The organism is Gordonia sp. GONU (genome assembly GCF_024733855.1).
Taxonomy (GTDB): domain Bacteria; phylum Actinomycetota; class Actinomycetes; order Mycobacteriales; family Mycobacteriaceae; genus Gordonia; species Gordonia amicalis.
This window is the reverse complement of sequence record NZ_JANRHB010000009.1, coordinates 134,501-157,143: the sequence shown is the minus strand read 5'-3', so window position 1 is coordinate 157,143 and position 22,643 is coordinate 134,501. Positions and strand designations below refer to the sequence as shown.

Sequence of the window (22,643 nt, the reverse complement as noted above, 5' to 3'; positions counted from 1 at the left end):
TCAGTAGTGCGCGGCTTTGATGAGTTCTCCGTCGAGTGTGTACATGCCCTTCGATGCTTCGACCCGGGCCATCTCGATGCGGACCACGTGACCCGGGTCGTCGTGGAGCCGAGGCTCGGACACATCCATGGCGACGGCCCCGCGATCGTATTCGGGAACCGAGCCGCGCTTCATCGCGTCGTCGCGAACGCGGTCGAACAGCTGCGGTGAGATCGCGTCGAAGTCGAAGCCGTCGGGCCGGTGGCGTCCCACCCTGCCCGTGACCTCCGGGAACTTCCCGGGCGCGATCACCACCTGTCCGCTGCGGGTCGGGGTCGTGTACCGGATCAGGACACCGCCGCTGTTCTGGATGCTGCTGGCGCTGATGATCGGGGTGTTGTCGGCGATGCCGCGGACCACGAACTCGTCGAGGACAGGTGCGTCCGGCGCGATGCCGGCGAGCGACAGTGCGTCGCGGGCGATCGTGAAGGCGGTGTCGAAATCCGCAGGGTCGAAGAACTCCGCGACGGTTCCGTCGGTGTGGGCCTCGATCTCGACGTCGCGGACGAAGGCGTCGCCGGGGTCGAAGGTGCCGGTGATGACCACCGGCTCGTTCGGCACGGGTCGCTGGATCTGCACCCGGTCGAGTTCTGTCTCGGCCACCGCGGGGGAGACCTCCGCCGACATCGAGTGGGTGAGGTCACCGAGCGAACCGGGATTGATGGTCGCGGCGTCGAAGGTCTTGTCCGCCCGGTCCATGTTGGGCACCACCGACGCGTTGGAACCGCCGTCCCAGACGTTGATGCTCGTCGCGCGGCCGTTCGTGGGATCGAACACGATCGCCTGGTCGGAGGACGAGTCGAGGTTGTAGTTCAGGCGCAACACGTTTCGGGTGGCATCGGGCCCCAGGCGGTCGACGATCTCGTCCAGGAGCCGCTGGTGGCGCTCGGCGAGTGCGGCCTCGTTCTCGTGCGCATCTCCGTCCACGGCCGAACCGAACGACGGGAGCGAGGGGCCGGAGATCTTCCAACTCCCGGCGACGCCGAACATCAGGGCGAGAGCGACCAGGAGTGTCACCGCGGGGTAGATGACCGCCCACCGGCCGGGATGGTCGTCGAACTCCGGGGTGCCGGTCTGGTCGCGGGGCGGCAGTTGATCGGGTGCGAGTGTCGTGAACGGGCTCGATGCCAGCGCCTGGAAGTGGCCCTTGCCCATGGAGGTGATCCACCGCGCCTCGTAGGAGGTGTCATTCGGCGGGCTGACGGTGGCGGTGACCATCGTTGGCTGCAGATCGTCGGCGCCGAGACTGCTGCGGGTCAGTGCCTCGACCTCGATCTGCGGGGCGTCCCGGGTGACACCGCGCCGGAACTCCGTCAGTTCGGACACCCGTGACGCGCGCGGACCGATCGCGATACCCAGGAAGACCAGCGGAACGCCGACGGACAGAGCGACCCACCAGGCGTTGAACGCGCCGAGACCGACGCCGGTCGCCACCACCAGCCCGGCCAGAACGGCCCGGACCAGACGCAGGCGTGTCCTGTTCGGGAAGGTCACGCTCATCGGCCGTCCTAGGGTCGGGGAAGCAGAGGGCGAAATGCGGGCGGGGCGGAACAGGTGGACTGATCATAATGTCGGCGACCCCGCTCTACCAGGGGCCGCGTACCGTTGTTGCTGACCTGACGGGGCCGAGTGGCGCGACGGGTCGTGTAGTGGCCGGGAAACGATCAGGAGAAGTGTTTCGGTGGGAAAGCTGACCAACAGCATGTGGCGACTTCTGGGTGCCCAGTCGACTCGCAATCAGTCGAAGTCGCTGAGTGTGATCAAGGAGGCCGAAGCCCACACCGATTGGGCAGCCGAACTCGACGACGACGCCTTCGTCGGCGAGGCCGAGAAGCTCGACCTCGGGGCGAAGGCCGGCGACCGGGCCAAGTTCCTGGCGCTCGTCCGCGAGGCCGCGGATCGCTCGATCGGACTGCGCCCCTTCGATGTTCAGCTGCAAGGCGCGCTGCGTCTCCTCGAAGGCGACATCGTCGAGATGGCCACCGGTGAGGGCAAGACACTCGCCGGCGCCATCGCGGCGATCGGGCATGTGCTCGAAGGCCATCAGGTCCACGTCATCTCCGTCAACGACTACCTCGCCACCCGTGACGCGGAGTGGATGAAGCCACTCTTCGCCGTCTTCGGCATTGCGGTGCATGCCATCTCGGAGAGCTCCAGCCGCGAGGAGCGTCGGCGCGCCTACGCCGGCGACGTCACCTACGGCTCGGTCAACGAGATCGGATTCGACGTCCTCCGCGACCAGCTGGCCCTGTCTGAGGCCGACCTCGTCTCGCCCAAGCCCGACGTGGCGATCATCGACGAGGCCGACTCGGTGCTCGTCGACGAGGCGCTCGTGCCGCTCGTGCTGGCCGGATCGACCGAGACCGAGGTTCCCGACCAGGCCATCCACGACGTGGTGTCGCGGATGAAGAAGAAGCATTACGAGGTCGACGCCGAGGGTCGCAACGTGACGCTCACCGACGAGGGGGCGGCCTTCGTCGAGGAGGAGCTCGGCGGGATCGACCTCTACAGCGAGGAACACGTCGGCTCCACGCTCGTGCACGTCAGCATCGCGATGCACGCGCACTATCTGCTCGAGCGCGACATCCACTACATCGTCCGCGACGGCGGCGTCCACCTGATCAACGCCTCGCGTGGTCGGGTGGCGCAGCTGCAGCGCTGGCCGGACGGCGTCCAGGCGGCCGTCGAACTCAAGGAGGGTCTCGCCCAGACCGACTCGGGCGAGGTCATCGACACCATCACCGTGCAGGCGCTCATCGGTCGCTACCCCAAGGTGTGCGGTATGACCGGTACCGCACTCGCGGCCGGTGAACAGTTCCGGCAGTTCTACGACCTGCGGGTGTCGCAGATCCCGCCGAACACCGAGAACATCCGTACCGATCTGCCCGACCGGGTCTACGACACCAAGGCCAACAAGGTCGAGGCGATCGTGGCCTACGTCAAGGAGATCCACGAGACCGGACAACCGGTCCTCATCGGCACTCACGACGTCGCCGAGTCCGAGGAGCTCGCCTACTTCCTCGAGAAGGCCGGCGTGTCGTCGGTGGTCCTCAATGCCAAGAACGACGCGCAGGAGGCGAAGATCATCGCCGAGGCCGGCGCGCGTGATGCCGTGACGGTGTCCACTCAGATGGCCGGCCGCGGTACCGACATCCGGCTGGGCGGCTCGGCCGACGACTCCGCGGCCCGCGACGCGGTCGTCGAGCTCGGCGGTCTGTGCGTGGTCGGCACCGGACGACACGACACCGAGCGGCTCGACAGTCAGCTGCGGGGTCGCGCGGGCCGCCAGGGCGACCCGGGTACGTCGGTCTTCTTCTCCAGCCTCGAGGATCCGGTCGTCACCAAGAACCTCGCGTTCAAGCGCGATCCGGTGTCGCCCAACGACGACGGTTCGATGGGCAGCAAGGGCATCGACCTCATCGAGCAGGCGCAGCGGATCGCCGAGGGCGTGCGCCTGGAATTGCACGCCAACACCTGGCGATACAACAAGCTGGTCAATCAGCAACGCGACATCATCGTCGACCGACGCATGAAGATCCTGACCTCCGACACCGCGCTCGAGGAACTGTCCGAACTCGAACCGGAGCGGTACGCCGAACTGACGGGGGAGAAGTCCCCGGCGGAGGCCGACGACGAGGTCGCCGTCGAGCCGGTGCCCCGTGACGTGCTCGGCCAGGCGGCGCGGGAGATCGTGCTCTACCACCTCGACCGTGCGTGGGCGGACCATCTCGCCTTCGTCTCCGATGTCCGGGCGAGCATCCACCTGCGGTCGCTGGGCAAGGAGAGCCCGCTCGACGAGTTCCACCGGATGATCCTCGCCGAGTTCGCCGACCTGCCCGCCCAGGCGCTGGAGAAGGCGCGGGAGACGTTCCGCGAGGCGAAGATCACCGCCGACGGCGTCGATCTCGGATCGTCGGATCTGCACCGCTCGACGACGACATGGACGTACATGGTCCACGACAACCTCTTCTCCTCGGGCGGGGCGAAGACGCTGCAGGGCATCATCGGGATCTTCCGGTGACCGAGCCGGAGGCGGCCTCCGCGCCGGCTCCGGATCGGATCGTGACCGTGCCGAACGCGCTCAGCGTGCTCCGGCTCGTCCTCATCCCGGTCTTCGTGTGGTTGCTGCTCGTCGAGAAGGCCGACGGGTGGGCATTCGCGGTCCTGATGTTCTCGGGATTCTCGGACTGGGCCGACGGGAAGCTGGCTCGTCTGCTCGATCAGTCGTCGCGGATCGGGGCCCTGCTGGACCCGGCGGCCGACCGGCTCTACATCGTCATCATCCCGCTGGCGTTCGGCGTGCGTGAGTTCCTGCCGTGGTGGCTCATCGGTGTCATCGTCGGCCGGGATGTGCTGTTGTTCGCCACGGCGCCGTTGCTGCGCACGCGCGGTGTGCTGGCACTGCCGGTGCTCTACATCGGCAAGGCCGCGACCTTCGCGCTGATGAGTGCGTTCCCGTGGCTGCTTGCCGGACAGCTCGATTCGGTCGTGGGCGACATCGCGTACCCGGTCGGGTGGGCGTTCATGATCTGGGGCGTGGGGCTCTACCTGTGGTCCTTCGTCCTGTACTGGTATCAGACGATCCTGGTGATGCGACACATGCAGTCGCGCCGTCAGGCCGACACCTCGCCAGACAGTAGAGTCTGACGGGAACGAAAGGGGCTCTTGTGACCGACAGCAAAGTGCCAGAGGACCTGCGCTACACCGCAGAGCACGAGTGGATCGAGAAGATCGGGCCGACGACCGTGCGCGTGGGCATCACGGACTTCGCGCAGGATGCGCTCGGTGACGTGGTGTTCGTGCAGTTGCCCGACACCGGGGCGGAGGTCACCGTCGGCGAGTCCTTCGCCGAGGTGGAATCGACCAAGAGTGTCTCCGACATCTTCGGGCCGCTGACCGGTACCGTCAGCGCGGTCAACGACGCACTGGACGCTTCGCCCGAACTGGTCAATTCGGACCCGTACGGCGAGGGCTGGCTGGTGGAGATCGAGGCCGCCGACGAGGCGACCCTCGAGGAGCAACTGGGAGATGGTCTCGACGCCGCGGGCTACCGCGCCGTCATCGAAGGGTAGGACTTCCCGCCGATACCACCCGGTGGCTCTGATCGACCTGGCTGATCGCCCCGGTGACGATATGATCGACCGTGCCGGAGTCGACTCGCTCGCCGGTGCGATCGACATGACCGGTACGGTTACGGCAGTGGGAATGAGGCGTGACGTGAGCGAACTTCGCGATCATGCACCGAGATCTACCCGTCCGCACACGTCATGTAGATTCAACCGGCCATCGCGGCGAGAGCCGACTCCGAACCGACGCGAGACCGCGATCGGGACCGGAGACGTGGACGGCCGGACAGTGCGGTTGGCCGAACAGTGCGGTGTGCACTGACAGTGCGATTGCACTGACGACGACGAAGGAGAAGTGGTGAGCGAAAACGACAGGGACTTCGAGGCGCCGGTGGAGACCACCTCGGTGTTCCGGGAAGAGTTCATCAATGAACTCGATGCCGGGACCAGCACCTCGAGTGAGCCGGCCGAGACGGGAGTCGAGCGACTCGCTCCCGGGACCGCGCTGCTTGTCGTGAAGCGGGGGCCCAACGCGGGATCGCGGTTCCTCCTCGACCAGCCGACGACCTCAGCGGGTCGGCATCCCGACAGCGACATCTTCCTCGACGATGTGACGGTCAGCCGTCGTCACGCCGAATTCCGACTCGGCGACAACGAGTTTCAGGTGGTCGACGTGGGCAGCCTCAACGGCACCTACGTCAACCGGGAACCCGTCGACACCGCATCGCTGAGCAACGGCGACGAAGTCCAGATCGGTAAATTCCGTCTGGTCTTCCTGAGCGGTCCGCGCGACGAAGCAGACGCCTGAGAAGTCGTGACGGCGTCCACGGCCCCTCGCGGCGAAGGATCGATGTCGATTGGCACGGTCCTCGCCCAGTTGCGTGATGACTTTCCCGACATCACGATTTCCAAGATCCGGTTCCTGGAATCGGAGGGTCTGGTGACCCCGGAGCGGGCGCCGTCCGGCTATCGGCGATTCAGCGAAGCCGACTGTGAACGGTTGCGCTTCGTGCTGACCGCCCAGCGGGACCGTTATCTCCCGCTGAAGGTCATCAAGGAACAACTCGATGCGATCGACAACGGGAACGGCGGCTTCGGTTCCGGCGGGACCGTGGCGTTGTCCACGGCTCGCGGCACCGTGGCCCCCGCAACCGATTTCGGTGCGCGTGCCGGTCGGGTGTCCCGGGAGTCGCTGATCGAACGGACCGGCGTCGACTCGGCGTTCGTGACCGAACTGCAGCGAAACGGGCTGCTGATCCCGGGCCCGGCCGGGTTCTTCGACGAGGATGCCGTGCGCCTCGTCGAAGCGGCCGCGGCACTGGCCAGCTATGGCCTCGAGACACGCCATCTGCGTGCCTTCAAGGTGTCCGCGGACCGGGAAGCCGGCCTGGTCGCCCAGATCGCCAGCCCCATCGCCAAGGGCAAGGGGACCGGTGCCCGGGACCGTGCCGAAGAACTAGTTCGCGAGATCGCGGCGCTGTCGGTGACCCTGCACACGCAGTTGGTCAAGGCGGCCGTCCGCGACGTGCTCGACTGAACACTTTCTCGACCAGCGCACTCCGGCCTCCTCGGTGCCCGCATCGGGCTGAAGTGATCGTGCCGCCCAGCAGCGAGTCGGCCGCCGTGTATCGCCTGAGCGGTGTAGCGTCGAGGTCATCAATCGATCGCCCTACGAGGCGTCTGGGAGGTGCGAGATGAGCGAGATGCGAGTGGTGGGCATCAGGGTCGAGCCCCCGCAGAGTCAGCCCGTGCTCCTGCTCCGCGAGGTCGACGGCGAGCGGTATCTGCCGATCTGGATCGGACAGAGCGAGGCTGCGTCAATTGCCCTGCGGCAGAAGGGAATCGAGCCGCCGCGCCCGCTGACCCACGACCTGATCGTGAATCTCATCCGGGAGTTCGGCCAGACGCTCCTCGAGGTGCGCATCGTCGACATGCAGGAGGGCACCTTCTACGCCGAGATGATCTTCTCGGGCGATCTCCGCGTGTCCGCGCGGCCGTCGGATTCCATCGCCGTCGCGATGCGTGCCGAGGTGCCGATCATCGCCGACGAGGAGGTCCTCGCCGAGGCCGGCCTGCTGATCCCGGAGGAAGAACCCGAGGACGCCACCGCCGAGCCGGTCGACGAGACCAAAGAGGACGAGGTCGAGAAGTTCAAGGAGTTCCTCGACAACGTCTCGCCCGACGACTTCAAGGCCAGCGGCGCCTGAGCTGTCCGTGGTCACGGAACGGCAACCGATAGGTCACCGTTTGTCTCAATCTCAACTTGAGGTTGAGCCTCATGGCGCGTCGCGTTGATCCGGTGTCCCCCGCGGCATAGCGTCAATCCCGACATCGCGCACCATTCAGGGGCCGATGAAGATGTGATCGGCTGACCCGAGCAGGGCCTGGACCGCGTACTGTAGACGTGGATGTCAGGCGTGTGATGCGGCATCCGGTCCGAGCTCTGCAAGGGAGACAGAAGTGGGCGATCGTCCGGTCGACAGTGAAGTGACGTCGAGCGACCCGTCACCCGACCACGCTGTGACCGATCGTCCCGCGGGTCCCACCCAGGGCAGTCTCGAGGAGATCGCACCCGGGCTCTTCCCCGACGACACCGTTCCCGACGAACTGGTCGGCTACCGCGTGCCGAGTGCCTGCCAGATCGCCGGCATCACCTACCGCCAGCTCGACTACTGGGCCCGTACCTCGCTGGTCGTCCCGTCGATCCGCGGCGCCGCGGGCTCGGGTAGCCAGCGTCTGTACTCGTTCAAGGACATCCTCGTCCTCAAGATCGTGAAGCGACTCCTCGACACCGGCATCTCGCTGCAGAACATCCGTGTCGCCGTCGACCACCTCCGGAAGCGCGGGGTCGAGGACCTCGCCAAGATCACCCTGTTCTCCGACGGCACCACCGTCTACGAGTGCACGTCGGCCGAAGAGGTCGTCGACCTCTTGCAGGGTGGACAGGGCGTCTTCGGCATCGCGGTCAGCGGCGCCATGCGCGAACTCACCGGCACCATCGCCGACTTCCCGGGTGAACGGGCCGACGGGGGTATCAGCGAGACGGCACCCGAGGACGAACTCGCCGCTCGCCGCAAGAATCGCACCCGCCGTACCGGCTAGCATCCGCACTCTGCCCGCACCCCGCCACGTGATCCTCACGACTCTCGCGATGTCGTCTGGACCAACGGGACGTGGAACTGCGTAGACTGGTGCGCGCGTCGCTACGCCACGGGAGAGCGTCACCGAACACAGGTGACCGCCGAAGGAGCAATACCTCTCCGTCAAACTCTCAGGCACCCGGACCGTGGTGGTGACGGCGTCTCTGGAAAGTGACGATTCGTCGTCCGCCCACGGTGAAAGGTCGTCACGCAACCGCGTGACACCGAATCTCTCAGGCGTCGTCCGGCCCCGGCCGGTGACATGACAGAGGGGGAGGGCGAGCCTGCCGGCACCGAGCCGGCGCCTGCGAGAGGTTGCCCTCACCATGCCCTCAGCCGACACGTCGTCAGCGCCAGTCACCTTCGTGGACCGCCATGTCGGTCCCGACCCCGACGAGACGCAGCGCATGCTCTCGGTGATCGGTGTGTCGTCGCTCGATGAACTCGCCCATCGCGTCATCCCCGCGGTCATCGCGGATGAACTCGACTCGAACGTGCTGGGGGCTCTGCCCAGCCCCCAGAGTGAGAGTGAGGTCCTGGCCGAGCTCAGCGGTCTCGCCGCCCAGAACACCGTGGCCCGTTCGATGATCGGTCTCGGCTACTACGGCACCCACACGCCCGGCGTCATCCTCCGCAACGTCCTGGAGAACCCGGCCTGGTACACGGCGTACACGCCCTACCAGCCGGAGATCAGTCAGGGACGACTCGAGGCCCTGCTGAACTTCCAGACCATGGTCGCCGATCTCACCGGGATGGAGGTGGCGAACGCGTCGATGCTCGACGAGGCCACCGCGGCGGCCGAGGCCATGACACTGCTGCGCCGCGCCGGCAAGTCGAAGTCGTCGCGCATCGTCGTCGACGCCGATCTCTTCCCGCAGACCCGCGCGGTGATCGAGACCCGCGCGGAGCCGCTCGGCATCGAGGTCGTCGAGGCATCGCTGCATCCGGAGCTGCCGAACCAGGGGCTTCCCGAAGGCGACTTCTTCGGCGTGATCCTGCAGGTTCCAGGTGCTTCGGGTCGGATCGTCGACGCCGCGCCGATCATCGCCGCCGCACACGAGCGCGGTGCACTGATGGCGGTCGGCGGCGACCTGCTCGCGCTGACGCTGATCACGCCGCCGGGGGACCAGGGAGCCGACGCCTGCTTCGGCACCACCCAGCGTTTCGGCGTTCCCATGGGCTTCGGTGGTCCGCACGCCGGTTACCTGGCGGTCGGTTCGAAGCACGCCCGCCAGCTGCCGGGCCGTCTGGTCGGCATCTCCAAGGACGCCGACGGCAACCTCGCCTATCGCCTCGCCCTGCAGACCCGTGAACAGCACATCCGGCGGGAGAAGGCCACCAGCAACATCTGCACCGCGCAGGTCCTGCTGGCCGTGATGGCGGCCATGTACGCGTCGTACCACGGGCCGGACGGGCTCCGGGCCATTGCGCGCCGCACCCACGACGCCGCGGTTCGTCTGGCAAATTCGCTTGCGGCGGGCGGCTTCTCGGTCACGCACGCCTCGTTCTTCGATACCATCGAGGTCCGCGCCACGGGGCAGGCCGACGTGATCGTCGCCCGGGCTCGTCGTGAGGGCATCAACGTGCGCCGCGTCGACGCCGACACCGTCTCGATCGCCTGCGACGAGACCACCACGGAGGCCGACCTCGAGGGTGTGTTGCGTGCCTTCGACGCCGCCGGTGTGCAGCCGCTCGATTTCGCGCAGCCGATCGAGAACCGCACCAGCGAGTACCTCACCCATCCCGCATTCAACCGGTACCGCACCGAGACCGCGATGCTGCGCTATCTGCGCGCCCTGTCCGACAAGGACATCGCGCTCGACCGCAGCATGATCCCGCTCGGTTCCTGCACGATGAAGCTCAACGCGACCACCGAGATGGAACCCATCACGTGGCCCGGGTTCGCCGGACTCCACCCGTTCGCGCCGGTCGAGGACACCGTGGGCATCCGCGAGCTGATCTCCACGCTCGAGGGCTGGCTCGTCGCCGTCACCGGCTACGACCGGGTGAGTCTGCAGCCGAATGCGGGTTCGCAGGGTGAGTTCGCCGGACTGCTCGCGATCCGCGGGTACCACCGGAGCCGGGGGGATCTCGACCGTGACGTCTGCCTGATCCCGTCGAGCGCCCACGGCACCAACGCCGCGTCGGCGGTCATGGCGGGCATGCGCGTCGTGGTGGTCGGCTGCCGGCAGAACGGCGACGTCGATCTCGAGGATCTGCGCGCGAAGATCGCCGCGAACGAGGGCCGGATCGCCGCCATCATGATCACCTACCCGTCCACGCACGGCGTGTTCGAACACGACATCCGCGAGGTCTGCGGCGCGGTCCACGACGCCGGCGGACAGGTCTACGTCGACGGCGCCAACCTCAACGCACTGGTGGGCGTGGCACGTCCGGGTCACTTCGGCGGCGATGTCAGCCACCTGAACCTACACAAGACCTTCTGCATTCCGCACGGTGGCGGCGGACCGGGCGTGGGTCCGGTGGCGGTGCGCGAGCATCTCGCTGCGTTCCTGCCCGGACACCCGCTCGCCGACGAACTTCCGGGCACGGCGACCATCGCCGCGGCACCGTACGGTTCGGCGACGATCCTGCCGATCACCTACGCCTACATCGCCATGATGGGCGCGGCCGGTCTGCGCCGGGCGACACTGACGGCCATCACCGCCGCCAACTACGTCGCCAAGCGACTCCGGGACCACTTTCCGGTGCTTTACACCGGTGAGGGCGGTTTCGTCGCCCACGAGTGCATCCTGGACCTGCGCACGATCACCAAGGAGACCGGCGTCACCGTCGACGACGTGGCAAAGCGCTTGGCCGACTACGGTTTCCACGCTCCGACAATGAGCTTCCCGGTGGCCGGGACCCTGATGGTCGAGCCGACCGAAAGCGAGAACCTCGACGAGATAGACGCCTTCTGCGACGCCATGATCGCCATCCGGGAGGAGATCGACCGGGTGGCCAGCGGCGAGTGGCCGGTCGACGACAACCCGTTGCGCGGTGCGCCGCACACCGCCGAGGCGCTGGTGGGCGAGTGGGACCATCCGTACTCGCGGGAGGTCGCGGTCTACCCGCAGGGACTGCCGTCGGCGGGCGCCCGCGTGAAGGTCTGGCCCTCGGTGCGTCGCATCGACGGCGTCTACGGCGATCGCAACCTGGTGTGCAGCTGTCCCCCGATCGAGGCCTACAGCAGCTGATCGCTCCGGTCGACGAGTCGGTGGCTGGCGCGGCGACGAGCGCGATCCCTGCTCGTTGAGTAGGTGAGGAGCGCAGCGACGAGCGCGATCCCTGCTCGTTGAGTAGGTGAGGAGCGCAGCGACGAGCGCGATCCCTGCTCGTTGAGTAGGTGAGGAGCGCAGCGACGAGCCGTATCGAAACGACTCGAGCCATCCGGTCTATCCGCCGGCGGTTCCCGAAGGCGCCGGCGAGACCGCAGAACTCGCCGGCAGACTCGTGGGTCCGTAGACCACGCGGTTGATCGCGACGATCGCGCCGTTCTCCGGTGTGGGCATCGGATCAGGGGTACGCGGGAAGGTGACCGTCGCGGTGGCCGCCGGCATCGGGGCGTCGCCGCGGAATCCGAGTTCGGTGAGCAGCTTCAGCTGCTCGGGCTGCGACGCGTAGGCGATGAACTCCGCCACCGCATCAGCCGCCACGTCACCCACCTCCGGCCCGGAGAGACGGATGATCGGGTAGTCCGCGATCGGCGTCGGTCCGCCCGGTATCACCTCGGCCAGACGTGCCGCATCGTCGGACTTGGTCATCTGGAAAAGTCGCTGTTCGGTGATCGGGACGACGTGGATCTCGCCCTTGGCCGGGTCGGCGGCGTTGGCGATCGCGGTCGCCGCGCCCTGCGGGGTGCCGTCGGGGGAGAGCGGTGCGCCGTTGAGCATCGCCTTCACACTCGACGTCACACGCGGTGATTCCGCGTCGGCCGTGGTCAGGGGGCCGGTCGTGCGCGTCACGCGGGTGGCGACGGCCTGCGCCGCGAGCGCGCTCGCGTCGGATTGGGCGCCGACCGGCATGGCCATGCGCAGTGCCCCCCAGCCCTGCAGGCCGAACTCGGTGAGCGAGGCGTCGCGTCGTTGCAGGGTCGGGATCTGGGACCAGTCGAGCTGGTCGCCGGCGGCCCGGGCGAATTCCGGCGAGACCGCGAGGACCACCGGGGTCGAGACGAGCGATCGGTTGCTGCCCTCGATCAGATCGGGTTTGGCCGAGGCCAGGTCTGCCGACCACACCGAGGACTGCGGTACCCACGCGGCCGGGTACGCGCCCATCGATTCGGCTTCCCAGGTACCGGTGAGGCCGTCGAGGGTGATCTTCGCGTCTCCGGGACGGACTGCGACGGTGATGCAATGGTCGCGGACCACGGGCTTGGTGTCGGCGAAGGCGGTCGCGATCGCGGCGAGACCGGGCGCGATGTCGGGATCGGCGACTATCGGAACCGACGCGGCGCCCTCGACACACTGGGCGGCCGCGTCGTCGGCCTGTCGGTTGATGCGGTCGCCGAGGTCCTGCCAGGCCACCACGATGGCGGCGACGAGCAGGATCGAGAGCAGTGCGAATACGACACCTCGGCTGACGCCACGGTTGCGGATGCTCTCCCCGCGGTTCCGATGATGTGCCAACGCCGATGCCCTCCCTGCCGTGTGCGCCGGGATCGGGTTTTCCCCGGTCGATGTCCAGCGCAGGGTACGACGATACGCCGTGCCGGTCCACCGGGGACCGGCACGGTCGTATCAGTGCGTCGTGACCGCGGTGTCAGCCGGCCGCGTTGGCGGCCTTGTACTCGCGACGGCGGCGGTGCAGGATCGGCTCGGTGTAGCCGCTGGGCTGCGTCGTACCCTCGAGGATCAGCTCCTTGGCCGCCTGGAAGGCGATGTTGGAGTCGAAGTCGGGAGCCATCGGACGGTAGGCGCTGTCGCCGGCGTTCTGGCGGTCGACGACGGGAGCCATCCGCTCGAGCGAGGCGACGATGTCGGCCTCGCTGACGATGCCGTGGCGCAGCCAGTTCGCCAGCAGCTGGCTGGAGATACGCAGAGTGGCGCGGTCCTCCATCAGGGCGACATCGTGGATGTCGGGCACCTTCGAGCAGCCGACACCGTGATCGATCCAGCGGACCACGTAGCCCAGGATCGACTGGCAGTTGTTGTCGAGCTCCTGCTGCTTCTCCTCGTCGGACCAGTCGGTCTTCGCCGCCAGCGGCACCGTGAGGATGTCGTCGACCGTGGCCGGATCGCGCTTGGCGATCTCGTCCTGACGCTCGAAGACGTCGACCTGGTGGTAGTGCAGCGCGTGCAGGGTTGCAGCGGTCGGCGAGGGCACCCACGCGGTGGTGGCACCGGCCTTGGGGTGACCGATCTTCTGCTCGAGCATGTCGGCCATCAGGTCCGGCATGGCCCACATGCCCTTGCCGATCTGTGCCTTGTGCTGGAGCCCCGCGTGCAAGCCGGTGTCGACGTTGAAGTCCTCGTACGCCGCGATCCACTTCTGCTGCTTCATCTCGGCCTTGCGGACCATCGCCCCGGCCTCCATGGAGGTGTGGATCTCGTCGCCGGTGCGGTCGAGGAAGCCGGTGTTGATGAAGACGACGCGCTCGGAGGCGGCCTTGATACACGCCTTCAGGTTCACCGTCGTACGGCGTTCCTCGTCCATGATGCCGACCTTGAGGGTGTTCTCGGGCAGGCCGAGGACCTTCTCGACGCGGCCGAACAGCTCGACGGTGAACGCGACCTCGTCGGGACCGTGCATCTTCGGCTTCACGATGTAGACCGAGCCGGTCCGCGAGTTCTGGAGGCCCTCACTGCTCATGCCGTGGATACCGATCAGCGAGGTGACCAGGCCGTCGAGGATGCCCTCGGGGACCTCGTTGCCCTCGGCGTCGAGGATCGCGTCGTTGGTCATCAGGTGACCGACGTTGCGGACGAACAGCAGCGAGCGGCCGTGGAGGTCGAAGGTGGTGCCGTCGGGGGCCGTGTACTCGCGGTTGCCGTTGAGCACGCGGGTGAAGGTCTTGCCGGCCTTGGTGACCTCTTCGGCGAGATCGCCCTTGTTCAGGCCCAGCCAGTTTCGGTAACCGGTGACCTTGTCCTCGGCGTCGACCGCGGCGACCGAGTCCTCGAAGTCCATGATCGTGGTGATCGCCGACTCGACGACGACATCCTTGATGCCGGCCGGATCGGTGGAACCGATCGGCGACGCCGGATCGATCTCGATGTCGAGGTGAAGGCCGTTGTTGCGCAGCAGGATCGAGGACGGCGAACCGGCGTCTCCGCGGTAGCCGACGAAGGCGGCCGGATCGGCCAGCGTCGAGGTGGCGCCCCCGTCGAGGGTCACCTGAAGGGCGCCGTCCTGAACGGCGAACGATCGCACGTCGGTGTAGCTGCACTGTTCGAGCGGAACGGCCTTGTCCAGGAAGTCCTTCGCGTAGGCGATGACCTTGTCGCCACGGACCTTGTTGTACGACGACCCCTTCTCGGCGCCGTCGGTCTCCGGGATCGCGTCGGTGCCGTACAGGGCGTCGTAGAGCGAACCCCAGCGGGCGTTCGACGCGTTGAGCGCGAAGCGCGCGTTGAGAACCGGGACCACGAGCTGCGGCCCGGCGGTCTCGGCGATCTCGCGGTCGACGTTGCCGGTGGTGATCTGGAAGTCCGCGGGCACCTCGGCGAGATAGCCGATCTCGGTGAGGAACGTCTTGTAGGCGTCGAAGTCGGCGGTGCCGGGCTTCAGATCCGCGTCCTTGTGATCATGGTGCCACCCGTCGATCTTGGTCTGGAGATCGTCGCGGACGGCGAGCAGCTCGCGGTTGCGCGGGGCGAGGTCGGCGATCACCGATGCGGCACCCGACCAGAAGGCGTCGGCCTCTACACCGGTGCCGGGCAGCGCCTCGTTGTTGATGAAGTCGTACAGGACGGAAGCGACCTGCAACCCGTTGACGGTGATCCGGTCCGACATGATTGCCTTTCTCGAGCGAATGAAGACACATCTATGCTACTCGCCGGTAACGCCGAACCGTACAGGCGTCCTGTTTAGGCGTGGCGCGCGATCCCGGCCAGGTGCGTACACCGTCGTAACACCTCCGCGCGGAGTTGTGTTCCGGCATCGGCGATGGCCGATTGCTCGCGGACGTACTCTGCTCGTCCGGCCGGTGTCTCGATCGGGACCGGCTCGTAGCCGAGGTCACGCAGATCGTAGGGGCTGGCCCGCATGTCGAGGTCCCGAGCGCGTAGGGCCAACTCGAAGCAGTCGACCGTCAGGCCGGCAGGCAGCAGTGGCGCCAGAGTGAAGCAGTGGCGATAGAGATCCATCGTGGCGTGCAAGCAGCCCGGTTGTTCGTGGTCGATCTGCGACGCGCGGCTCAGCTGGTTCTCGTTGCGCGGCCGGGCCGGCCCGGTGAAGAAGCGGAAGGCGTCGAAGTGTGTGCAGCGCAACGGCATCTGCTCGACGACGCGGTCGGTGCCCGCCCGGCCCAGCCGAAGTGGGACGTCGTGCCGGGCCTCGTCGGTGCGGTAGACCATCGCCCACTCGTGAAGTCCGAAGCATCCGAGCCGAGCCGGGCGCGCGGCAGTGGCGCCGAGGAGGTCCACGGTGGCCCGTAAGGCGTCTCGACGGCGCCGGACAAAGTCGAGACCCACGTGCACGCCGGACTCGGTGCGTTCGTAGCCGCGCAACGGCAGGAACTCGTCGGCGTCCTGGAGGACGACGCCGGAGCCCGGGTGCCAGCGCAGCACATGCGAGGGACGCGCTGAGTAGTAGGTGAACAGGAAGTCGATGACCGGGTGTTTGACGCCGTCGCGACGGGCGTCCAGATAGGGACCGATGAGCGTGTCGACACGGCGCCGGTGGTCGTCGCGTCGCGCGCGCCATTCCTGCCCGGTCAGTCGCTCCTTCTCGTTCGACCCGTCCTGCTGGTCCGGGTGCACGGTCATGGCGGTCATACGCGGTGGGTCTCGTCCCGGACGTTGCCGACGAACTCCTCGACGAGGTCGGCGAGCGGGACGATGCCGACGGTCCGGCCGTTGTCGTCCACGACGGCGCCCAGATGCGAACTCGTGCGGCGCAGCACGGTCGTCGCCTCGTCGAGGGGCGTGGTCGAGGCGATGACCGGCAGTGGCCGGATCTTGTCGACACCGATGATGGTGTCCGGGCCGATGTGCTCGTCGAGAATCTCGTCGAGGACGTCTTTCAGGTGCAGATAGCCGGTGAAGGTGCCGTCCGGTCCGCGGACCGGGAAGCGGGAGAAGCCGGTCTCGCTGACGGCCTTCTCGACGGCGCCGAGCGTGGGCCCGATGCCGCCGGTCGCCGACACCTGAACCTTGACGCTGCGCATCTTGTCGAGGGGGATCATCACCTCGGTGACGGTACGGCCGATGGACTGCAGGGCCCGGGTCAGGCGCTCGTGTTCCTCGGCGTCGATGAGTCCCTCCTGCTTGGACTCGCCGAGCATCTGCGCCAGCTCACCCAACGACACCGTGGACTCGAGTTCGTCCTTGGGCTCGACGCGCATCAGCCGCAGCGAGATGTTGGCGGTCCAGTTGTAGAAGGAGATCAACGGACGCACCAGACGGATGAACATCAGATGCACCGGGACCAGCAGCATCGCCGCCGATTCGGGTCCGGCGAGTGCGATGTTCTTCGGCACCATCTCGCCGAGCAGGATGTGCAGCACGACCACCAGGGACAGGGCGATGGCGAAGGAGATCGGGTGCAGCAGGGCGTGCGGCACGTGGGCGAGTTCCAGTGGCTTCTCGACGAGGTGGGCGACCGCCGGTTCGCCGACGCGGCCGAGCAGGATCGAGCAGATCGTGATGCCCAGCTGCGCCCCGGCCAGCATCAGCGACAGGTGTTCACCGGCTCGGATGACGGTCCGTGCACGACTCTTTCCGCTCTCGGCCAACGCCTCGAGACGGTCGCGGCGCGCCGAGATCAACGAGAACTCGGCACCGACGAAGAAGGCGTTGCCCGCCAGCAGCGCGAAGGCCAGCACGACCGCCCAGAGGTCACCCATCAGCTTCCTCCGGATGTCGTGGCTCGTCTCCGATGAGTTCGGCGGGCGGGGCCGGACGCAGTGCGACGACGTCGACTCGACGGCCGTCCATCTGGGCGACGGTGGCCCGCCAGGTGACGTCGTCGCGGGCCTCGGGCATCTCGGGTGAGCCGTCCCCGTCGCCGACGGGGGAGCGGCGCGGCAGGTCGACGACGTCGTCGACAGTGGGAATGCGTCCGAGGCAGTACATGATCAGGCCGCCGAGGGTGTCGTAGGGTCCGTCGGGAGCGTGGTAGCCGGTCGCGTCGTAGAGTTCGTCGATCCGCAGCAGCCCGGCACACAGGTAGCCGTTGCCGTCGATCGGGACGACATCCGCGCGCTCGTAGTCGTGCTCGTCGGTGACGTCGCCGAGGATCTCTTCGATGAGGTCCTCGGTGGTGACGATCCCGGCGGTACCGCCGTATTCGTCGATGACGACGCACAGCTCCATACCGTCGGCACGGATGCGTTCCATCAGGGCGTCCCCGTCGAGGCTGGCGGGTACCCGCGGGACGGTGCGCGCGATCGACGTGACCCGGGTCGTGGCCTGGCGTTCGGGCGGGACGGTGAAGGCCTGCTTGATGTGGACCACGCCGACGAGGTCGTCGAGGTCTCCGTCGACGACGACCGGGAAGCGCGAGTGACCGGTACGCGACGAGGCCATCACGAGGTCGCGCACGGTGTCGTCGCGGTCGAGGGTGTCGATGGTGACGCGGGGGGTCATCAGGTCTTCGGCGGTGAGCTCGCCGAAACGCAGAGAACGGTCCACGAGCGTCGCGGTCTGCTCGTCGAGCGCGCCGCGCCGGGCCGAGTTGCGGACCAGGGACACCAGTTCCTGCGGTGAGCGGGCCGAGGCGAGTTCGTCGGTGGGTTCGACGCCGAGTCGGCGGACGACCCAGTTGGCGGTGCCGTTGAGTCCGTTGATCGCCCAGCGGAAGACAGCGGAGAAGGCGGTCATCGGACCGGACGTGGCGCGGGCGACGGCCAGCGACTTCGCGATCGCGAGGTTCTTCGGGATCAGCTCGCCCAGGACCATCGACAACGATGTGGCGATGACGAGCGCGAGGATGAGCGAGGTCGCCGAGGCGACCGACTCGCTCACCCCGACCGCTGCCAGCGGTGGCTTGAAGAGGCGGGCGAGGACGGGTTCGGCGATGTAGCCGGTGATCAGCGTGGTGATCGTGATGCCGAGCTGGGCGCCCGACAACTGAAACGACAGCGTCGAATGCGCGCGCTGCACGAGGCGTGAGCGACGGTCTCCGCGTTTGGCGACATCTGCAGAGATGGTGGATCGTTCGAGCGCGGTCAGGGAGAACTCGGCCGCGACGAACAGCGCGGTGCCCAGCGTCAGGGCGATGAACCCGACCAGGCTCGCGACGAGCAGCAGGATCTCCACGTCACCACCCGCCCGGCAGGGGACGCCCTTCGGCGAAGCCGGCGGGCGACTGGATCCCGAGGACGACCTTGTCGTGCAGCTCCCGCAGGTTTCGGGCCCCGGTGTACGTGGCGGTGCTGCGGATCCCGGAACAGATGTGGTCGATGAGGTCCTCGACGCCCGGGCGATCGGGATCGAGTCGAATACGCGATGTCGAGATGCCCTCCTCGAAGAGACTCCTGCGGGCGCGGTCGTACGGACTGTCGCCGGAGGCCCGGGCGGCCACGGCGCGTTTCGACGCCATGCCGAAACTCACCTTGTACGGGCCGAGTTCGTCCTCGTGGAGGTCACCGGGCGATTCGTGCGTGCCCGCGAACCACGAGCCGACCATCACGTTCGACGCGCCGGCCGCCAGCGCGAGGGCGACGTCCCGCGGATGACGGACACCGCCGTCGGCCCACACCGACGCTCCGTGACTCGCTGCGACACCGGCGCATTCGGCGACGGCGGAGAACTGCGGACGGCCCACACCGGTCATCATCCGGGTGGTGCACATCGCGCCCGGACCGACACCGACCTTGACGATCGACGCGCCCGCGGCGAGGAGGTCGAGGGTGCCCTCCGCCGAGACCACGTTGCCCGCTGCGATCGGGACCCCGAGTCCCGCGTCGGCCACCGACTTCAGTGCGCTGAGCATCTTCTCCTGATGGCCGTGAGCGGTGTCGATGACCAGGAGGTCGGCGCCGGCGGCGGCGAGAGCGCGGGCCTTGCCGGCCACGTCGCCGTTGATCCCGACGGCGGCGGCGATCCGCAGCGCGCCGGTGTCGTCGACGTTCGGCTCGTAGATCGCGTGGCGCAGAGCGCCCACGCGGTTCAGGACCCCGGCCAGTCTGCCGTCGGCATCCACGAGCACTGCCACGCCGAGGTGGAGGTCGCCGAGCGCGTCGAACACCTCGCGGGGCGGGGTGTCGACGGGCAGGGTGACGATGTCGGGGTCGAGTACGTCGCGTACCCGGGTGAAACGGTCGACGTCGCGGCACCGTTTCTCGGTCACGACACCGACCGGATGTCCGTCGTCGACCACGACCGCCACCCCGTGGGATCGCTTCGGGATCAACGCGATCGCATCGGTCACCGAGTCCGACCGGGTGAGCGTGACCGGGGTGTCGGCCACGAGGTGGCGTGATTTCACGAAGGCGATCGAAGCCGCGGCGGCCTCGATGGGGAGGTCCTGCGGTAGGACCACGAGTCCGCCGCGGCGCGCGACCGTCTCGGCCATGCGCTTGCCCGCGACCGCGGTCATGTTCGCCACGACGAGTGGGATGGTGGTCCCACTCCCGTCCGAGGTCGACAGATCGACATCGAATCGCGAACTGACCTCCGACCTGCTGGGGACGATGAAGACATCGTCGTAGGTCAGGTCGTGGGTCGGTCGATGGCCTTCGATGAATCGCACCGGTTCTCGCAGGCTCCTATTCGGTCACTTCCGAGCGGTCGCCGCTCCACAGCGTGTGGAAGGTGCCTTCCTTGTCCACGCGCTGGTAGGTGTGCGCGCCGAAGAAGTCGCGCAGACCCTGGGTGAGAGCGGCCGGCAGGCGCTCGGCGCGCAGGCCGTCGTAGTAGGACAGTGACGATGCGAAGGCCGGCACCGGGATGCCGAGCAGCGTCGCGGTCGAGACGACGCGTCGCCAGCTGTCGATGCCCACCTCGACCGCCTCGCGGAAGTAGGGGGCCAGCAGCAGGCTGGGCAGGTCCGGATCCTCGTGGTAGGCCTCGCGGATGCGGTTGAGGAACTGCGCCCGGATGATGCAGCCGCCGCGCCAGATGGTCGCCAGCGAACCGCGGTCGACGTTCCAGCCGTATTCGGCGCTGCCTGCGGCGATCTGATCGAAGCCCTGTGCGTAGGCGACGACCTTCGAGGCGTAGAGGGCGGTCTTGATGTCGTTGATGAACTGCGCCTTGTCGGTGGGCGAGGCACCGAGGTTGCCCGACGACAGGCCGCGGGCCGCGACACGCTGATCGGTGGCGCTCGACAGTGCGCGGGCGAACACGGCCTCGGCGATGCCGGTGGTCGGGATCCCCAGGTCCAGTGCGGACTTCACGGTCCAGCGGCCGGTGCCCTTCTGGCCGGCGGCGTCGACGATCACGTCGACGAGGGGCTTGCCGGTCTCGGCGTCGACCTGGCTGAGCACCTCGGCGGTGATCTCGATCAGGTAGCTCTCGAGTTCGGTGCCGTTCCACTCACGGAAGACGTCGGCGATCTCGGAGACGGGCATGTCGAGGGCTTTGCGCATCAGGTCGTAGGCCTCACCGATGAGCTGCATGTCGGCGTACTCGATGCCGTTGTGGACCATCTTGACGAAGTGGCCGCTGCCGTCGGGGCCGATGTGGGTGCAGCACGGTTCGCCGTCGACCTGGGCGGCGATCGACTCGAGCAACGGGCCGAGCGATTCGTAGGACTCGGCGGGACCGCCGGGCATGATCGACGGGCCGTTGAGCGCGCCCTCCTCGCCGCCGGAGATGCCGGCGCCGACGAAGTTCAGTCCACGGGCCGACATCGCGGCCTCGCGGCGGATGGTGTCGGTGTAGAGCGCGTTACCGCCGTCGATGATGATGTCGCCCGGCTCCATCGCATCGGCGAGCTCGTTGATGACCGCGTCGGTGGCGTCGCCCGCCTTGACCATGATCAGGACGCGGCGCGGACGCTCGAGTGCGGCGACGAATTCGGCGACCGTCTCGGTGCGGATGAATTCGCCGTCGCTGCCGTGGTTCTCGAGCAGTGCATCGGTCTTGGCGACGCTGCGGTTGTGCAGCGCGACCGTGTACCCGTGACGGGCGAAGTTACGCGCGATGTTCGAACCCATGACGGCCAGACCGGTGACGCCGATCTGAGCTTTCCCGGACGGTGACGATCCCTCGACGTTGTTCATGCCCGACAGCCTATTGCCTCACGATCCGATCCGGCGATCTGCCTCACCTTTGGTGTATGCCCGGACGATGTTCACAGCAGTCGTCCGGAGCGCGGATATCGGACCGCTCTCACAACGCCGACATCAGGCGATTGAGTTCGGTGAGCCACGGGATCGCGACCGCGAGGGTCGGCAGGACCAGGATGCCGGCAGCGGTGACGTAGGCGCCGACCGCGATCCAGCGGGCGGGGCGGTCGTCGCGCAGACGGTGGACACGGGTGAGCGTGGTGGGTCCGCCGACGGCCATCGCACCGCGAGGAGCGACCGCGTCGGCGCAGGCGACGAGTGCGCGTCCGAGTGTTGTCGGCGCGGTGGCGCGAACGGCCTGATCGTCGGCGAGCGCTTCGACGAGCAGTTCGGCGGCGCCGAGGGCGGAACTGGACCGGACGAACCGCGGGAAGGCCTCGTGCAGGGCGATGAACGCCTCGAGGACGAGGTCGTGGCGTGCGCGCAGGTGAGCCCGCTCGTGGGCGATGACGGCGATGAGCTCGTCGCGGGTCAGGCGATGGACGACGCCTTCGCTGACGACGACGCGTTGCCGCAGGCCGGGGAGGCAGTAGGCGAGTGGCTGCTCGACGTCGATCATCCGGACGTCGCGGGCGTAGAGCGGATCGTCGGCGTCGGTCCGGTCGCAGCGATCGAGGATGTCGATCAGCTGGCGGTGGGCTTTGCGGCGGGCGCGGGTGCGCAGTCCGACGCGGATGGTCGTGTAGAAGAGGCGGGCGCCGACCAGCAGGGTGAGGACGAAGACCCCTACGCAGGTCAGCCACAGGGGGAGGCCGAGGCGTTCCATCTCGTGCAGCGGATGTGTCGTCGGTGTGCCGTCGGCGCCGATCACCAGGAGGTTGGCCGCGATCGCCAGGCCACAGCTGAACGCCGACAACACGGCGGCGAGAGCGATGGCCTGCCACAGCGTCATCGCCGCGCGCGGGGCTCTGATCGGCCATCGTGCCCGGGACAGTGCCTCGGGTACAGGGCCGGCGAGCACCAAGCTGACGATGCCGAAGAGCAGGGCGGTCATCCGGTGGG

Annotated in this window: 17 protein-coding genes and 1 riboswitch; of the genes, 8 read left to right on the top strand and 9 right to left on the bottom strand. The window is 67.7% G+C overall.

The features are described from left to right. The gene (locus NWF34_RS11550) at positions 1–1,539 is read right to left on the bottom strand and encodes a hypothetical protein (RefSeq protein ID WP_258325115.1); all 1,539 of its coding nucleotides are present in this window, start codon (positions 1,537–1,539) and stop codon (positions 1–3) included. 181 nt (positions 1,540–1,720) lie between these two features. On the opposite strand from NWF34_RS11550, the gene secA2 reads away from it, so the two are divergent. The 8 genes from secA2 (at position 1,721) to gcvP (ending at position 11,442) form a co-directional block, all read left to right on the top strand. Continuing rightward, positions 1,721–4,060 carry an accessory Sec system translocase SecA2 gene (gene secA2 / locus NWF34_RS11545; RefSeq protein WP_006435492.1) on the top strand — a complete coding sequence of 780 codons (2,340 nt, stop codon included), beginning with the start codon at positions 1,721–1,723 and terminating at the stop codon, positions 4,058–4,060. Beyond that, entirely contained in the window at positions 4,057–4,686 is a 630-nt protein-coding gene (locus tag NWF34_RS11540; RefSeq protein ID WP_006435493.1) for a CDP-alcohol phosphatidyltransferase family protein, read from the top strand. Before secA2 ends, NWF34_RS11540 begins: the two co-directional genes overlap by 4 nt. Before the next feature lie 20 nt (positions 4,687–4,706). Beyond that, positions 4,707–5,111, top strand: a complete 405-nt coding sequence (gcvH, locus tag NWF34_RS11535; RefSeq protein ID WP_243828796.1) for a glycine cleavage system protein GcvH — start codon at positions 4,707–4,709, stop codon at positions 5,109–5,111. Between the two features lie 349 nt (positions 5,112–5,460). Then, a complete protein-coding gene (gene garA, locus NWF34_RS11530) occupies positions 5,461–5,913 on the top strand; it encodes a glycogen accumulation regulator GarA (RefSeq protein WP_005199386.1) in 453 nt (150 codons plus the stop codon). Positions 5,914–5,955: 42 nt separating this feature from the next. Then, the gene (locus NWF34_RS11525; protein ID WP_258325114.1) at positions 5,956–6,642 is read left to right on the top strand and encodes a MerR family transcriptional regulator; all 687 of its coding nucleotides are present in this window, start codon (positions 5,956–5,958) and stop codon (positions 6,640–6,642) included. A 157-nt stretch (positions 6,643–6,799) separates the two neighbouring features. Further along, positions 6,800–7,312 (top strand): bifunctional nuclease family protein, encoded by a 513-nt coding sequence (locus tag NWF34_RS11520; RefSeq protein ID WP_024497475.1) that lies wholly within the window; start codon positions 6,800–6,802, stop codon positions 7,310–7,312. Positions 7,313–7,565: 253 nt separating this feature from the next. Beyond that, on the top strand, positions 7,566–8,207 hold the full coding sequence (locus NWF34_RS11515) for a MerR family transcriptional regulator (RefSeq protein WP_006435497.1): 642 nt from the start codon (positions 7,566–7,568) through the stop codon (positions 8,205–8,207). A gap of 99 nt (positions 8,208–8,306) precedes the next feature. Further along, positions 8,307–8,402, top strand: a riboswitch (glycine riboswitch). Between the two features lie 169 nt (positions 8,403–8,571). Further along, positions 8,572–11,442: an aminomethyl-transferring glycine dehydrogenase gene (gcvP, locus tag NWF34_RS11510; protein ID WP_258325113.1), complete on the top strand. Its 2,871-nt coding sequence runs from the start codon at positions 8,572–8,574 to the stop codon at positions 11,440–11,442. Positions 11,443–11,640: 198 nt separating this feature from the next. On the opposite strand, the gene NWF34_RS11505 is transcribed toward gcvP, so the two are convergent. From NWF34_RS11505 to NWF34_RS11470, 8 genes are all read right to left on the bottom strand, one after another. Continuing rightward, positions 11,641–12,873: a hypothetical protein gene (locus NWF34_RS11505; protein WP_258325112.1), complete on the bottom strand. Its 1,233-nt coding sequence runs from the start codon at positions 12,871–12,873 to the stop codon at positions 11,641–11,643. Between the two features lie 133 nt (positions 12,874–13,006). Next, positions 13,007–15,199, bottom strand: coding sequence for a malate synthase G (locus NWF34_RS11500; RefSeq protein ID WP_024497478.1), 2,193 nt, complete (start codon positions 15,197–15,199; stop codon positions 13,007–13,009). 74 nt (positions 15,200–15,273) lie between these two features. Next, positions 15,274–16,182 (bottom strand): 3-methyladenine DNA glycosylase, encoded by a 909-nt coding sequence (locus tag NWF34_RS11495; RefSeq protein WP_258325111.1) that lies wholly within the window; start codon positions 16,180–16,182, stop codon positions 15,274–15,276. Then, complete coding sequence (locus NWF34_RS11490; RefSeq protein WP_258325110.1) at positions 16,179–17,252, bottom strand: hemolysin family protein; 1,074 nt, start codon at positions 17,250–17,252, stop codon at positions 16,179–16,181. Before NWF34_RS11490 ends, NWF34_RS11495 begins: the two co-directional genes overlap by 4 nt. Next, on the bottom strand, positions 17,245–18,666 hold the full coding sequence (locus NWF34_RS11485) for a hemolysin family protein (RefSeq protein WP_258325109.1): 1,422 nt from the start codon (positions 18,664–18,666) through the stop codon (positions 17,245–17,247). Before NWF34_RS11485 ends, NWF34_RS11490 begins: the two co-directional genes overlap by 8 nt. A gap of 1 nt (position 18,667) precedes the next feature. Further along, positions 18,668–20,101, bottom strand: coding sequence for a GuaB1 family IMP dehydrogenase-related protein (locus tag NWF34_RS11480; protein WP_258325108.1), 1,434 nt, complete (start codon positions 20,099–20,101; stop codon positions 18,668–18,670). 16 nt (positions 20,102–20,117) lie between these two features. Continuing rightward, positions 20,118–21,575: an NADP-dependent phosphogluconate dehydrogenase gene (gene gndA, locus NWF34_RS11475; RefSeq protein ID WP_024497483.1), complete on the bottom strand. Its 1,458-nt coding sequence runs from the start codon at positions 21,573–21,575 to the stop codon at positions 20,118–20,120. A 109-nt stretch (positions 21,576–21,684) separates the two neighbouring features. Further along, positions 21,685–22,635 (bottom strand): M56 family metallopeptidase, encoded by a 951-nt coding sequence (locus tag NWF34_RS11470; RefSeq protein ID WP_024497484.1) that lies wholly within the window; start codon positions 22,633–22,635, stop codon positions 21,685–21,687. Positions 22,636–22,643 lie beyond the last annotated feature (8 nt).